The organism is Tenacibaculum sp. DPLXC6, from assembly GCF_056815515.1.
In genome coordinates this window covers 3072819-3088063 of the sequence record NZ_CP141806.1, presented here as the reverse complement: position 1 = coordinate 3088063, position 15245 = coordinate 3072819, and the positions used below count along the sequence as shown (strand labels likewise).

Genomic DNA, 15245 nt, shown 5'->3' with positions numbered 1-15245 from the left:
TTTATTTTCTTTTTAATTCAAAAATTAAACTTGTAGGTGTAATAGAAGTGTTATATACTTTCATTTCAAAAATCTCCCCTTCCTCTCCTGCATAATCTTTCCCATCCACATTATCTCCTAAGTGAACGTATTCGTGCAAAACTGTAACACCAAGAAAAAACAAATAAGAATCTTCCAAACCTTGATCATTTATTCCATTTTCAAGCTCATTTACAAAATCTACGTCTAAATATAAAATATTAGGTGTACTTATGTCAAATGCTCCTGCTGTTAAGTTACTTGTATTAGAGGCAAGGTTATCTAGCTGCACAATCTTGATTGTTGGACCGTAACCCCATTGTAAATCTTTTTTTATTCTCTCTACTGTCAATCCTGTAATATCTTTTATAGTATTAACTATCAAAGGTATTTCGCCTACTTTTGGTAATTGATTTTTAAGATATTCTGTTAATTTAGGGTAAAGTATTTCATAATTACTATCTGGAGGGTATTTAAAAAAGGGAGATACTGTTAACAATGTATTTTTCTCTCCAGCTTTGATAACTTGTTCGGCAAATGTTTTGGCTTCTGAAGTCGTATTTTCAAATAAGAAAGTATCAATTTTAATAGCTTCTGTAAAATTAGTTTCTAACCATTGTAGCTCTGCTCTACTTAAGCTATGACCTAGCTCATAGTCTATTTCTAAAGCTAAAGCTTTTTCTTTGGTAATGTTAAAATCTGAGCCATCTTCGTTTATAGGTGACGTAGGTATAGGGTCGCTTGTAGAAGTACTTCCACCATCTCCTCCACCTCCCATACTTATGTTTGTCGTTCCACTCTCTGTGCAATTTTCATCCTCAACATAATTTATATATACTCTACCATCATTAGCAGTTAAGCAATCAGGACCTGCTACATGATTAAATCGCCAGCTACACCATGCTTGTTCTACCAATGGGCATCCGTTCATTTTTGAAAAAACATCTATATCATTAAAGCTTAAAAAAGAAACATTAACGTTTCCTTCAAAACTAAAAGAATTATGATCTTCAAATAATTCTATTCTCTTATTCAAGTTATATTTTAAAAGATATGCTTTAACCTCTTTGTTTTCCTTAAACTTAATAACTAGGTTTTCAAAATATTCTGGCGTAGGATAAGGTCTTTTAACCTGTAAGGTGTATGAAGTTACAGTATTCAACACAACTTCTTTTATAGTATTTGGTACTATTATAAAATCATACAAATTATTTGATTTGTCACTTTTAGAAAGCTCTTTTTTCTTAGACTCAATTGATTTAATTGCATTACTGAACTGGGTATTTGATTTTAAATCTTCAAGTGAATATTGTTTTATTGTAATATTACTTTCTTGTTTTTCAATTACCTCACTTTTTTCACAACTCCATAAAAGAAATGAAATACCGAATAAAAATAGACTTAATTTTACAATAGTTGCTTTATTGATTCTCTTTTTCATATTATATAGTTTTATAATTTATACAAAACTACTATTTTAAAACTACTAGTTGGTAAGTCAATGACTTACTAAAAGTAGGTCACTGACTTACTTTTTCAGTACGTCAATTGTACGGTTATCAGTATTTTAAAACAAAAAAGGAGGCTATTTCGGCGGATAATTATTGATTACTTTTCCAACTACTTTTTGAAAATGTAATTTCTTTTGTTCTGGAGTAGCTTTTTCTCTTACTTCACTAGTAGCAATTCCTTGCCATATTAACTGGTTGTCTTTACTTTCAACAAAATCAATGGTTAATTGCTGGTTTATTTTTCTACTTTCAATAGGGATACCTCCTGAAATTCCAAAACCAACATTTCTTCCCCCACTTCCTAAGCCAACACCTATCGTATTTCTATTAACTGATTCTCGTTCTTCAGCTAAAATATTGATATACATATCTGGGTTTTCAGTCAATTGCATTCCTTTAGCTTTTAAAGTAGCCGTTATTTCATAAGTAACCCTTTTTATATCCAACTCATTTAAACCTTTACCAGCATCTTCAAAAAAATTGAAGGTTTTATACTGACTGAAATCTGTTTGACTATCGTAGTCATATACTACTTTAGAAGAGGAGCACCCAATAATAACTAGCAGAAAAAAATATTTGTAATACTTCATATATAAATTCTTTACGGTGTATTTAATCAAAAACTATACCTTATAAAAATACAAAAAGCCTCGCGTAAACGAGACTTTTTTCTAAGGTTAGTTAGTTGATTTTTATTGAACCGCTTTTAAAGCATCAATATTTCCATATCCAAACTCTGAATGCTTGTTTGGATAAAAATCAGCAGACTCTTTCATTTTTTGTAAAACTTGTTCTCTTGACCAAGAAGGATTTTTTGCCCATACCAATGCAGCAATACCTGCTGTAGTAGCTGTTGCTACAGATGAACCTCCAACATAATTTGCTTGCCCATCATAATAACTTAATACAGGTATTTTATTATCTGTTCCGTTAGTACGTTGCATTTGTACAGTAAAATCAATTTGTGATCCTGTATGACATACATCACACTTGCTGTATTGTCCTTCTTTAACACCTGTTACCGCAACAGTTTCAGACATACTTGCTGGAAAAATTACTCCATACCAAGTAGTAAATGAAGTAGAAGTTCCTCCTGCTGCTAAAATCATCTTTCCTTTGCTATGTGCGTACTTTACTGCATCCGATACATTCCCAATACTAAACGGAGAACCTAACGACATAGAAATAACTTTTACATCACTTCTGTTTGCCAATGCTGTTAATGCTTCAACAACACCTCTTTTTTCATGGTAATCGTCAATTACCACATTTTCAACAGCTCTATACGTTACTAAGCTTGCATTATAAGCAACACCAACAGGTAAATTATCATTATTTCTAGGAGCTGTAGCTACTGCTGCCATTTTTGTTCCATGACCACACTTATCATTTACGCCATCATAATTATTAGACCAAGCCCACCAAGAATCTACAAAGGTTCCATATTTCTGAACTGTTCTTCCTGATGAATATCCATCATTAAAATATTGATTCATCCATTTTTGCTCTGGTGATAAACCAGAATCAACTACAGCTACAGTTACTCCTGAACCTGTACTGTAATTCCAAGCTTGTGAAATATTATGTGCATCGAAAGACCATGGTAACCTAGCACCTGGTGATACTGTACGATAATCACTCGTATTTAAAGTTGCTGTACCATACCCACATCCTGAAGAACCTGATGAATCTGATTTAGCTTGAGCATTTGACTCTAAAAAACTATATCCTCCTGGTTCTATATAACGAACTCTGTTGTCTTTTAATAAGACATTTATTGTTTCCTTGTTGGTAACTTTAATATCTAATACATTAATATTTTCGTTTACATATAGTTCCGTTTCTCCCTTTGCTGAAATAGGTTCAAAACTTCTTACTAAGGCTAGTAACTCATTTTTAATATTCGTACTTTCTTCACTCTTCGCATAGTTATTTTTTGAAGTACCGTAGCCTATAGTCAAGATATTTTCTCCATGATTCACTGCACTCCATATTGTATGAGCGTCTTGTGACATCCATTTAAAATCTCCTGTCTTTTGTAAAGATTCCTTGATTTTTGAATTGATTTCTTTTTTGGTAAGTAAATCTTGATCTTGTTTTATGTCTAATGTTTCATCATTGTTAGAACATGAGATCATAGTTAAAACAACCGTTAGGCTTAAAAGTGTTTTTTTCATTTTCTGAAGGGGTTAAAGATTAAATTTATTTTTTTTCGAATATACTAAAATTTTAATATATTTTTAACACTTAACGCAATTAAGGTTTATGATAATTAACATTATCTTAAAACCCACGTATAGAAAGCCAATAAAAAAAGGAGCCTATAGCTCCTTCTTTACTTTAAGTTTTCAATATGTTTACTCCATATTTACTCTAGTGGGGGTATCTTTTCCTTCAATAATACTTTGAGTACCTCTAGCAACTGCTTTAACAGTTTCTGTTAATACAGTCATATTTAAGGTTTCAGCCTCATCTGTTACTTTATGATAATCAGCATCAATATCAATTGGAGTGGTTGAAAATGTATGAGACGGCACACCTAAACGTGCTAAAGAAGCATTATCTGATCGTAAGAACAATTGAAATTTAGGGTATGGATCTGGAAATAACTTGTATCCTGATCCTTCTAAGTTCTTCTGAATTATTTTACCAAAATCCGATTTATCAAAACCTGTTAACCATGCAGTTTTTGGTCCTGTTTTTGGTTGTTTTCCAATTAGTTCTAAATTAATTCCAGCTACAAACTTATCGGCATCAATTCCTTTTCCGAAATATTCAGAACCTACTAATCCCATTTCTTCAGCAGTAAAACATACAAACAAAATACTACGCTCATTATTTTCTTTTTTAGCATAATACTCAGCTAAAGATAATACACCTGTTACCCCTGAAGCATCATCGTTTGCTCCATTAAAAATTCTATCCCCCTCTCCATCTTTCTTTACACCTAAATGATCATGATGTGCAGATACTATAACAAACTCATCTTTTTTAGATTTTCCTTCTAACAGGCCTATAATATTGCTCATTTTGATTCCTTTATACTCAAAGTTTTGGCGATATGTAGTTAATGTATCAAAAGTTTTTAAACCTATTCTTTTATATTCATTTTCTATATACTGGGTTGCTTTTTCCATCCCATCAGTCCCAGGTTTTCTACCTTCCATTTCATCTGAAGCAAGTGTATATAAGTGTTTTCTCACTACAATAGAATCAATTAACTCTTCTTTATTTTCTTTTTTCTGAGTTACCTCTACAGTATTCATAGCAACTTCGTTACTAGTCTTTTTAGTCTGCTTACACGATAATAAAACTGATACACTTACAAGTGCTAATGGGTATAAAACTTTTTTCATTCTTTATTTATTTAAAAGCCTAAATATAGCCAATTTAATTTCTTAATTTTGTTGAAAATTTTTAAGGATGGCTTTAACTGATATTCCAAACATAAAACATACTGATTCAAACAATTTTTTCTTACTTGCTGGTCCTTGTGCCATTGAAGGAGAAGATATGGCTATGCGAATCGCTGAAAGAGCAATTTCTATTACCGACAAGTTAGAAATCCCTTACGTATTTAAAGGAAGTTTTAAAAAAGCTAATCGTAGTAGAATTGATAGTTTTACAGGAATTGGTGACGAAAAAGCATTAAAAATTTTACGTAAAGTTTCTGAAACCTTTAATATTCCTACCGTAACCGACATTCATGAAGTTTCTGATGCAGAAAAAGCAGCTCAATATGTAGATGTATTACAGATACCTGCTTTCTTAGTTCGTCAAACCGATTTAGTTGTAGCTGCGGCGAAAACTGGTAAAGTTGTGAATTTAAAAAAAGGACAATTTATGAGTCCTGAAGCTATGCAACATGCCGTAAAAAAAGTACATGATGCTGGTAACCAAAAAGCATGGATAACTGATAGAGGAACCATGTTTGGATATCAAGATATGATTGTTGATTTCCGCGGAATTCCAACCATGCGTCAATATGCTCCTACTGTGTTAGATGTTACACATTCATTACAACAGCCTAATCAATCAAGTGGTGTTACTGGAGGACGTCCAGATATGATTGAAACAATTGCTCGTGCAGGTGTGGTTAACAATGTTGATGGTTTATTTATTGAAACTCATTTTGATCCTGCCAATGCAAAGAGTGATGGAGCCAACATGTTACACCTTGATTATTTAGAAGGTTTACTTACCAACTTAGTAACAATTAGAAAAACCATTAATAATTTATAGGCACAATTTTTGTTTTATAAAGTTGTTTTTAAACTCATATATGAAACAACTTCTTTTTTTATTCTTTCTAATAACTAACCTTGTTAGCGCGCAAAACTTTTCTTTAGTTGAAAAAAAAGTTAATGGTTACCCTAAATTTAATAAAGTAGAAAATTTAGCTCAACAGATAGCAAGCGACTTTAAAACTGAAGAACAGCTAGTACAAGCTGCTTTTTATTGGCTAGCTCATAATATTAGATATGATTTAGACGGGTATTACAATCCAAAGCAAAAAAGAATTTCTTTTAGATACAGAAACGAGCAAGAAAGATTAGAAAAATTACAGGCTATAAAAGATAACATTGTTAACGAAACACTTATAACTAAAAAGGCTATTTGCGAGGGCTATGCGCAAACTTTTGCAAAAATTTGCTCAATACTTCAGATTGAGAATGAAGTTATAAAAGGATATATCAGAAATTCCTCAAACGATATAGCTAATCCTAAAACCAACTCAAATCATGCTTGGAACGCTGTTAAGCTGAATGATATATGGATTTATATTGATGCTACATGGGCAGCTGGTGTTGTGAATAATAACAGATGGCAACCTTCATTTAATGCTTACTACTTCAATTTTCCAGAAGAAAAATACTTTAAAACACATTTTCCTGAAAAGAAACTTTGGCAATTAAGAGTTGGTAGAATGGATAAAAAAGATTTTTATAATCAACCAATTTATGATGCTGCCTTTTTAAAATCAGATTTAGAATTAATAACACCTTCTAAAGGGTTGTTAAAAAAAGATTCTATTATTGAATTAAAAATAAAAAATCTACGTCCTAATCAATCAGTTTCCTTTGGATATAGTGGATACCGATATGCAGTAAAACCACACAGTATATCTATCAAAAATAATGTTGCTACAATTACAACCTCTCCTCTTAAAAATAGCAAACGGCTATTTTTAATTATAGATAAAAAAGTTATGCTTGAGTTTTTGATTCAGTAATTATTTCCTCCAAAAACCTTTATGATTGTGTTTTGCTACTTCGCCTATAACTTGTAGTAGTATTTCTTCATTAATTTCTTCTATAGATGAATAACGGAGTGATTTAACCACTGCTCTTCCTTCCGAAACTAAAAAAGCATCATAATCTTGTAGAATACCTTTTGCCCAAAATCCAACGTCAACAAATCCTTTTTTATGGGATGCATTTATATAACATAATTGCTTACCATTAACATAATATACTGGTATTTTCCATTTGTATTTTAGTTCTAAATCCTGAAAATTACTTTCTATCAATACCTGTAAATGCAGTAAAATAGACTTGAATGGTTCTGGTTGTTTGAGTATATATTCTTCAGCTGGTTTCATTCTTTCAAAAATACATTAAAATTTTATTTGTCTGTTTCATAAAATTACTTTTACTTTGTTTTTCAAAGTTCTTTAAAAATGAGTTCAGAAGATTATTTAAAAGACATATCAGAAATTAAAAACTTAATGAATAAATCATCCAGATTTATATCATTAAGTGGTTTATCGGGTGTTTTAGCAGGAATATATGCACTAATTGGTGCAGCTTATGCATACTGGTTAGTTAGCAACAATTCTAATGGTTATTTGATGCTAGATGGAAAAATTTTCCAAATAGTCATCTTTGATTTATTGTTAGTTGGCTTTTTAAGTATTGCTACAGCTATCTTTTTAACCACAAGAAAAGCTAAAAAAAATGGAGAAAAAATTTGGGATGCCACCACAAGAAGGTTACTCTTAAATTTCCTTATTCCTCTAGTTTCTGGAGCGATTTATATCATTATCATACTAGGTCATCAAAAATATGGACAAACAGGTGCATTAATGTTACTTTTTTATGGTTTAGCGTTGATTAATGCTTCAAAATATACTGTTGGAGATATTAAGTATTTAGGCTATACTGAAGTTGTTTTAGGACTTATTGCTGCAATGTTACCCGGTTATGGTTTTTGGTTTTGGGTTATAGGGTTTGGAATTATGCATATAGTTTACGGTACACTTATGTATTTTAAACACGATAGAAAATAAGAACTATTTTCGTACTTTAAAATTTATCTTTTTTGAAAAACATTATTCTAAATATAAATAAAGCTTTTGATCATAGAATTAGACTGGGAATTATGTCTGTTCTTATGGTAAATGAATATGCTGAATTTACTACCCTAAAAGAATTATTAGGTGCTACAGATGGTAATTTGGCAAGCCATACCAAAGCCTTAGAAAAAGTTGAATTTATTAGGATAGAAAAACAATTTATTGGTAGAAAACCCAATACTAGATACTACGCTACAGAGCTTGGTAAACAAGAATTTAAAAAACATATTGACGCTTTAGAAAAACTGATTAAAAATAAATAACATTAATTTTTTTATTATTTAACTTTGAATTTCAAAGTTCTTTTAAAACAACAAACTATGGAAACATCAAACAAACAAAACGGAAGGTTCGGAAAGTGGGTAAAAACATCAATTACAGCTAGGATGTTAATGATTGGATTTTTAATTCTCATACTTTTAATCCCTTTATCCTTCATTAAAAGCTTAATTGTTGAGCGAATGAATCGACAGCAAGAAGTTGTACAAGAAATCAATCAAAAATGGGGTAAAGAGGTATTGTTATATGGTCCTATTTTAAAAGTTCCGTACAAAACATATAAAGAGAAATTTGTTAGAAATCAAAAAACAAAAGAAACTCAAACCGAGATTGAAGAAAAAATTAAATATGCTTACTTTTTTCCGAAGAAATTAAATATCAAATCTTCTATAAATCCTGAAGAGAAAAAACGTGGTATTTATAAAACAGCGGTGTATAATAGTAAGATAGATATCGATGGAAGTTTTACGAAGCCTGATTTTAGTGAAAAAGATATTAATGAAGAAGATATACTTTGGAACAAAGCTCGATTAATTATAAAAACTTCTAATTTAAAAGGAGTTAACAACTTAGTTGAAATAAAATTGCATAAAAACACCTATGCTTTTACTTCTAAATATGAAGGTGATGACAGTAATGAAAAAGCTTACTACAACTATTTAAACCTTCATAAATTAGAAAGTAAATTTTTAAATGAAGAAGACCTTCCTAAAAAATTAGATACAAACTTTAGTCTATCTCTAAGTATTAATGGAAGTAAACAAATTCGTTTTATTCCTATTGGAAAAGAAACATCCGTTCATATAAACTCTGACTGGAAAACTGCTAATTTTATTGGTGAATATCTTCCCTTTAACTCTGACAAAATCTCTGATAATGGTTTTGATGCGAAATGGAAAATACTAGATATTAACAGACCATTTTCTCAACAATCTTTTAATGGAATTCCAAACTTAAAAGAATATGCTTTTGGTGTAAACTTTATGATTCCTGTAGACGAATATCAAAAAAGTGAACGATCGGCTAAATATGGATTCTTGGTTATTGGACTTACCTTTTTAATCTTCTTTTTAATTCAAACAATGAGTAAAATATCCATTCATCCATTTCAATATTTAATGATTGGTGTTGCCTTAACTATGTTTTATACATTACTGATATCAATTTCTGAACATAGCAGCTTCTTAAAGGCATATTTAATTGCTTCTATAGCAGTAGTGCTATTGATTACGTTGTATTCTAAATCCATTTTAAAAAGTATTAGATTCCCATTATTTGTTGGAGCTTCTCTTACCACATTATACGCCTTTATTTTTGTAATTATTCAGCTAGAAAATTATGCTTTATTAGTAGGTAGTGTAGGGTTATTTATAATTCTAGCCTCAGTAATGTATGCCTCAAGAAAAATAGACTGGCAAAACGATTAATTAATACTATTAATAAGCAAACTATCATACTGTATGGTAGTTTGCTTTTACATAAACAACTATGAAATTTAATTTGAAAAACTTTCTTGTTTTTGCTTTTCTTTTACTACTAGAAATCGCAATAGCTCAAACTTCAGGGTTTATAAGACATACTTTTGGTGACTTCTTAGTAGTTATCTTACTCTTTTATTTAGTAAAAACTTTCTTTAACCTCTCTAATAAAACCGTAGCAGTTTCTGTCCTAATTTTTGCTTATATCGTAGAATTTTTACAATTAACTCCTCTTTTAGAATTTCTCGGTTTAGAAAATAATCGATTGGCAGTAATTATATTGGGTGCTACTTTTAGTGTTGTTGATTTAATAGCTTATACATTGGGGATTGGTACTATTCTACTTTTAGAAAAAATTTTAACTCATAAATTATCTTCTAATCTTTCGTAAGATGTCTTCTAGTCCGTTTAACTTTAATTCGTAAACTAGCTCTAGCATTGTGCCTAGTTTTCCTTGTGGAAATCCTTTATTTTTATACCAAACAATATAATATTCAGGAATTTCAATTAAATACGTTCCTTTATATTTACCAAAAGGCATTCTCATGTTTGCTGTATCAATTAAAAATTGCTTGTCTGGTATCATATTTAAATAAAAAATCCCGCCGAAGCGGGAGTTAAATTGTGTTATTCTTTTCCGTCTACGTAATCCTGCAAATATGCATAACGTTCGGTTAATTTACCAGTATTAGTTGTCATTTTTGATCGAGCTAAAATTCCATCTTTATCATTGTTATAAAATGCAGGAATTACATGCTCTAAAAACATTTCTCCAAAACCTTCACTAGCATCTTTTGGTAATTCACAAGGTAAATTATCTACAGCCATTACCGTGATAGCTTTTTCATCTTTATAATCAATTTCTGATTCTGTTTCTGGGTTGTAGCCATAAATAGGGTCAGCTATTGTAGAAGCTCTTAATGTTGATGCTACAGGTCCATCAATATCACATGAAATATCAGCTACATACTTTATTCTAAACTCAGGATGTTTAACATCTTCACGTGTAAATAAATACGGTGCTCCATCTCCATAAAAATGTCCCGCTATAAAGAAATCAGTTTGTTTCGCATACGCCATAAAATTACTTTCGTAACCAGTTGGGTCTTTATAAAACTCAAACTTATCTCCTACTTTACCATCTTTACGTTTTGCATATTCCATTACATCAGCTATACAATATACTGGCTCAGTAAACTCACTTGTTAAATACAAAGCATCACTTACTTGTTTAATTTTTAGATGGTCTAATATTTCTTGAGCTCCCTTGGCTACTTTTCCTGTTCCTGTTAGTAATATTTTAATGTTTGGTAAGCTTATTTTATCTAATTCAGCTTTTACCGCATCTAAATCGGCTAAGGTTTCTACTTTAGGTAAATTGAATAAACCTTCACGCAAGCCCAAGGCTCTGAAACCATTATATGCACCTACTAAACCTGCATAACGACCAAAACCAATTAAACGAGCTCCGTTTTCTTGTATAATGGTTTCATGGTCGAACATTTCAATATTTTTTTCTAACATAGCTTTTAACAACTTACGATTGTATGGTTGCTTTTTTATAGTATGGCTAAAGAAAAAGTATTTTTTATTTGGTATTAAATTGTCTACAGGAACTTCTTTTACTCCTAATAACACATCACAATCAGAAACATCATTTGTTACTTCAAAACCTGCTTTTGTGTAAGCCTCATCAGAAAAAACTCGGATACCTGAACTTTCTACCACTATCTCTGCTTGAGGAAACTGTTGTTTAAACTCTTGCAGTTTTTCTGGAGAAAATACGACTCTTCTATCAGGTGGGTTTTTACGCTCTTTTATAATTCCGAATTTCATAATTGATTTTGTATTAAAATTAAACAATTTTACATATAATGTTATAGTTTATAACAATTGCAGCGAAAATACTCGTTTTAAAATGATTGTACAAGTAGTATTTTTTTATATTTGCATTCTCTTTGTTTAAGCTGTATATCTTTATAGTACTGCCAAACTAAATTGCATAGAATTACAAAGATTATCTGGTATATTTTTTGCAGAGATATTTATAACATCTTTGACATATTGGGGACGACTGGTTTTGACAGCGAGATTAGTGAAAATGTAAGCATACCGAGGAGTGAAATGATAACTCGTTAAACTTATTTCAAACATTTAAACGGCGAAGATAACTACGCTTTAGCTGCATAATCTGAATTAACAGTAAGATTTGCCTCGGCGCACAAGGTGCGCAAGCTAAATGTCCACGAAAAGCCTTGGTTTACGGCGTTTCATTTTTGGGCATCGTAAAAGTAAACATAGAGAACTTAGAGCTTCGATAGGTTTTCGAAACTGAAGAAGATAAGTTAAGATTGGGCAGTTTTTGGTCAGGTCTTAATCGAAAATTAAACAAAAACTAAGTATGTAGAAAGCCTTTGAGCTACTTGTTTGGACCCGAGTTCGATTCTCGGCGTCTCCACAAAACAACCCTGCAAATACAATATTTGCAGGGTTTATTTTAAACTAATAACTATAACCTATATTATTTTGTTATTTTTATTGCTTAGCATAGTCTTTGTATAGTTTCAATGGACTATCCTCTGTTTCTCCTCCTTCTTTTACATATACCTTATTGTTTATTTGTGGAGGATACACATAAGTATATAATCCGCCCCATCCATCGTTTTCATAACAGAAAGTATTCCAGTTTTCACCATTTATTTCATTAGTTTGTAGTAAAAAAGCTCCAGTAGCTTCATTTTGTACTTGTTTTTTATGCTTTAACACAACTCCATCGTATTCATTAGGAATTCCCTTAAACCGAAGTAACACGTCATCTCCTATCTCAACCATTGTCAGTGTAAACATATCTCCTACATAATTCCTCACACTATCTGCCAGTAAAGACATCTCTGGAAGTTCTTCTTTTACTGTTTCTGGCTTCTCATTTTTAAAAGCTTCTATTTCTTTAATTAAAGCTTTTGCTTCGTCCTTTCTTGGAGTGTTATCATCTAAAGAAAGGTAATAGGCAATTTCGTGAAGTGCTTCATCGGCTAGAACTAATTTTCCTCCTCTATCATCACGTTGATTATAGTTATCTAATTTTTCCCGAACAGTATTCCACGTTTTTTCCGTTTTTTCTTCTAGTTCTTTATGTTCCCAAACTCCTTTTAAGGCTTGAATAACTAAATTATCTGGAAAAGATTTTAAAGCTTTTTTAATATTATCAATCACAGCATAAGCTGGTGCTTTAGTTGTATTGAAAAGCTCTACCAAAGCTTCTGAAACACTTCCTATTCCTATACCATATAAATTATTATAATCTCTTATAATTAATAACTGCCCTCTTTTTAATACTGGAAACTCCAGTTCATATACTTGCTCTGCTACCTTTGTTATTCTTGGCTCTATACGGTTTGTATAATCATGGTTAACTATATCAAGGTCTTGAGCAAAAAACGATGTATGCTCATAGTACCAATCTGGTCGAAATACAACAATTTTGAATTCTTTATCTGCTGGAGCATACTTTAGGCTTCCCAACTTATTAAATCCGAATTCCATTTTAATTGTATATGATTCTATAGTATAAAATAACCCTTCTACCAAAACATAGTATCCGTAAGCTGATAATTCATTACTCGAATGCGCCAATTGTGAAGCTTCAAGTGAACTTTTAGGTGTTTGTTCCATAATACATTTTTTTTAGATTTGAAAAGACAATATTAGAGGTACACCAACTAAAAAGCGCTCCATCCGAACGAATGAAACTCCTTTATTTCGTTTCAACCCTGTAATCGTTGCTATATTTTATTTGGTCTCTACTATAATAGTGAATAGCTATCCATTTATCTAGCCCTATGACTGAGTTAAAATCCATCATAATAACATTAACTGCTTTTGCTATAGCAATTAGCATAACTAACTTTTTAAAAAGAAAACGAGATAACTATTAACTTTATACAAACAAAAAGCGCAACCAATTTGGTTGCGCTTTTGTATTTTATATAGCTATACTACTATTCTTCTTTAAATAACTGCTCTTTATAAGCTGCTTTTTGAACTTGTGCTCTTCTTGTTACTGAAGGCTTAGTGTATTGCTTTCTTTCTCTTAACTCTTGTAAAACTTTTACGTTTCTAAATTTACGCTTGTAACGCTTTAAGGCTCTATCGATATTTTCACCTTCTTTTACAACTATTCTTAACATACTATAAGGTTTTATTGTTTGACATACTTTAAGTCATATAAATTACAGCACAATACTAAACATAGTATAAACTATGCTATGATTTATATGATATTTATTTTAGATTAAAAATTCTATTGAAAACGCTTTGTAAAGCAACTGAAGACTATGGAATCTGATGGTTACAGAAAATAGTATAAAGACTTGTAGATTTTCTCCTAAAAGGACAGAACATTAATACGGCGCAAAGGTATGTTTTATTTATCGGCTCTACAAGGATTTGAGACATTAAAAAAGGCGCTACTAAAATAGTAACGCCTTTTAATTAAATAGTTTCTCCTAGTTCTTTTAGCTTAGAAGTATTTTCTGCGAGCATTAACTCGTCTATAATTTTTTGAATATCTCCGTTTACAATGTTTGATAAATCGTATAAGGTTAATCCAATTCTGTGGTCTGTTACACGTCCTTGTGGATAGTTATACGTTCTAATCTTTGCAGAACGGTCTCCTGAGGTTACCATTGAACCACGTTTTGCTGCATCAGCTTCTTGTTTTTTAGCTAATTCTAAATCGTATAAACGAGAACGTAATACTTTAAATGCCTTCTCTTTGTTTTTATGCTGTGATTTTTGATCTTGACATTGTGCTACTAATCCTGTAGGAATATGCGTTAAACGTACTGCTGAATACGTAGTGTTTACTGACTGTCCCCCTGGTCCTGATGAACAGAAATAATCAATACGTACATCTTTTGGATTAATCTCTACATCAAATTCTTCTGCTTCTGGGAATACCATACAAGTTGCTGCTGATGTATGTACACGTCCTTGTGTTTCTGTTTGTGGTACACGCTGTACACGGTGTACACCCGCTTCAAACTTTAACGTTCCGTATACATCCTCTCCAGTTACTTCAAACTGAATTTCTTTAAATCCACCGTTAGTTCCTTCAGAAAAATCTACTGTGGATACTTTCCATCCTTTGCTTTCGCAATATTTGGTATACATGCGGTATAAGTCTCCTGCAAAAATACTTGCTTCATCCCCTCCTGTTCCTGCACGTAATTCAACAACCGCATTTTTAGCATCTTCAGGGTCTTTTGGAATTAGCAAAAACTTAATCTCTTCTTCCAATTCAGGAATACGAGTTTTTGCTTCGTCCATTTCCATTTTCGCCATTTCAACCATTTCTGCATCCGATCCGTCAGCAATGATTTCCTTAGCTTCTTCTATATTATTTAATAAAGTTTTGTACTCGTCTGCTTTTTTTACAACCTTTCCTAAATCTTTATATTCTTTGTTTAATTGTACATAACGTTTCTGATCAGAAATAACATCTGGTTGGATGATTAAGTCTGAAACCTCATCATAACGTTGTTTAACTATCTGTAATTTATCTAGCATAGTATCTTTTCTTGGGGTGCGAATTTACGATTTTTT

The 15245-nt window shown here is 31.3% G+C and carries 17 protein-coding genes and 1 other RNA gene; 7 read left to right on the top strand and 11 right to left on the bottom strand.

Annotated features, from left to right (window positions below):
* Position 1 precedes the first annotated feature (1 nt).
* The 4 genes from VCM48_RS14140 to VCM48_RS14125 form a co-directional block, all read right to left on the bottom strand.
* Entirely contained in the window at positions 2 to 1459 is a 1458-nt protein-coding gene (locus VCM48_RS14140) for a hypothetical protein (protein WP_482270935.1), read from the bottom strand.
* A 144-nt stretch (positions 1460 to 1603) separates the two neighbouring features.
* Positions 1604 to 2119, bottom strand: coding sequence for a DUF4136 domain-containing protein (locus tag VCM48_RS14135; protein ID WP_482270934.1), 516 nt, complete (start codon positions 2117 to 2119; stop codon positions 1604 to 1606).
* A 102-nt stretch (positions 2120 to 2221) separates the two neighbouring features.
* Entirely contained in the window at positions 2222 to 3706 is a 1485-nt protein-coding gene (locus VCM48_RS14130) for a S8 family peptidase (RefSeq protein WP_482270933.1), read from the bottom strand.
* 180 nt (positions 3707 to 3886) lie between these two features.
* On the bottom strand, positions 3887 to 4885 hold the full coding sequence (locus VCM48_RS14125) for a M28 family peptidase (RefSeq protein ID WP_482270932.1): 999 nt from the start codon (positions 4883 to 4885) through the stop codon (positions 3887 to 3889).
* Positions 4886 to 4952: 67 nt separating this feature from the next.
* Here VCM48_RS14125 and kdsA point away from each other — a divergent pair, with 67 nt between their 5' ends.
* Together kdsA and VCM48_RS14115 are read left to right on the top strand one after the other, a co-directional pair.
* Complete coding sequence (gene kdsA / locus VCM48_RS14120; protein ID WP_274639368.1) at positions 4953 to 5771, top strand: 3-deoxy-8-phosphooctulonate synthase; 819 nt, start codon at positions 4953 to 4955, stop codon at positions 5769 to 5771.
* A 40-nt stretch (positions 5772 to 5811) separates the two neighbouring features.
* Positions 5812 to 6762: a transglutaminase domain-containing protein gene (locus VCM48_RS14115; protein WP_482270931.1), complete on the top strand. Its 951-nt coding sequence runs from the start codon at positions 5812 to 5814 to the stop codon at positions 6760 to 6762.
* On the opposite strand, the gene VCM48_RS14110 is transcribed toward VCM48_RS14115, so the two are convergent.
* Positions 6763 to 7131: a DUF1801 domain-containing protein gene (locus VCM48_RS14110; RefSeq protein ID WP_482270930.1), complete on the bottom strand. Its 369-nt coding sequence runs from the start codon at positions 7129 to 7131 to the stop codon at positions 6763 to 6765.
* A gap of 78 nt (positions 7132 to 7209) precedes the next feature.
* Here VCM48_RS14110 and VCM48_RS14105 point away from each other — a divergent pair, with 78 nt between their 5' ends.
* The 4 genes from VCM48_RS14105 (at position 7210) to VCM48_RS14090 (ending at position 10032) form a co-directional block, all read left to right on the top strand.
* Positions 7210 to 7818: a hypothetical protein gene (locus VCM48_RS14105; protein WP_274639365.1), complete on the top strand. Its 609-nt coding sequence runs from the start codon at positions 7210 to 7212 to the stop codon at positions 7816 to 7818.
* Positions 7819 to 7850: 32 nt separating this feature from the next.
* Entirely contained in the window at positions 7851 to 8147 is a 297-nt protein-coding gene (locus VCM48_RS14100) for a winged helix-turn-helix domain-containing protein (RefSeq protein ID WP_047789877.1), read from the top strand.
* 57 nt (positions 8148 to 8204) lie between these two features.
* A complete protein-coding gene (creD, locus tag VCM48_RS14095; RefSeq protein ID WP_482270929.1) occupies positions 8205 to 9590 on the top strand; it encodes a cell envelope integrity protein CreD in 1386 nt (461 codons plus the stop codon).
* Between the two features lie 61 nt (positions 9591 to 9651).
* Positions 9652 to 10032 carry a ribosomal maturation YjgA family protein gene (locus tag VCM48_RS14090; protein ID WP_482270928.1) on the top strand — a complete coding sequence of 127 codons (381 nt, stop codon included), beginning with the start codon at positions 9652 to 9654 and terminating at the stop codon, positions 10030 to 10032.
* Here VCM48_RS14090 and VCM48_RS14085 read toward each other — a convergent pair.
* Both VCM48_RS14085 and VCM48_RS14080 read right to left on the bottom strand, forming a co-directional pair.
* Positions 10012 to 10227 (bottom strand): DUF3820 family protein, encoded by a 216-nt coding sequence (locus tag VCM48_RS14085; protein ID WP_133534902.1) that lies wholly within the window; start codon positions 10225 to 10227, stop codon positions 10012 to 10014. The genes VCM48_RS14090 and VCM48_RS14085 overlap by 21 nt on opposite strands.
* A 41-nt stretch (positions 10228 to 10268) precedes the next feature.
* On the bottom strand, positions 10269 to 11477 hold the full coding sequence (locus tag VCM48_RS14080; protein ID WP_482270927.1) for an NAD(P)-dependent oxidoreductase: 1209 nt from the start codon (positions 11475 to 11477) through the stop codon (positions 10269 to 10271).
* A gap of 230 nt (positions 11478 to 11707) precedes the next feature.
* Here VCM48_RS14080 and ssrA point away from each other — a divergent pair.
* Positions 11708 to 12102, top strand: a transfer-messenger RNA (tmRNA) gene (gene ssrA / locus VCM48_RS14075).
* Positions 12103 to 12176: 74 nt separating this feature from the next.
* Here the strand turns inward: ssrA and VCM48_RS14070 are convergent.
* The 4 genes from VCM48_RS14070 to prfA form a co-directional block, all read right to left on the bottom strand.
* On the bottom strand, positions 12177 to 13313 hold the full coding sequence (locus VCM48_RS14070; protein ID WP_274639328.1) for a hypothetical protein: 1137 nt from the start codon (positions 13311 to 13313) through the stop codon (positions 12177 to 12179).
* A gap of 82 nt (positions 13314 to 13395) precedes the next feature.
* A complete protein-coding gene (locus tag VCM48_RS14065; protein ID WP_482270926.1) occupies positions 13396 to 13539 on the bottom strand; it encodes a hypothetical protein in 144 nt (47 codons plus the stop codon).
* A 100-nt stretch (positions 13540 to 13639) separates the two neighbouring features.
* Positions 13640 to 13828 (bottom strand): 30S ribosomal protein S21, encoded by a 189-nt coding sequence (gene rpsU, locus VCM48_RS14060; protein WP_115900369.1) that lies wholly within the window; start codon positions 13826 to 13828, stop codon positions 13640 to 13642.
* A gap of 304 nt (positions 13829 to 14132) precedes the next feature.
* Positions 14133 to 15209 carry a peptide chain release factor 1 gene (gene prfA, locus VCM48_RS14055; RefSeq protein WP_274639327.1) on the bottom strand — a complete coding sequence of 359 codons (1077 nt, stop codon included), beginning with the start codon at positions 15207 to 15209 and terminating at the stop codon, positions 14133 to 14135.
* Between the last annotated feature and the right edge of the window lie 36 nt (positions 15210 to 15245).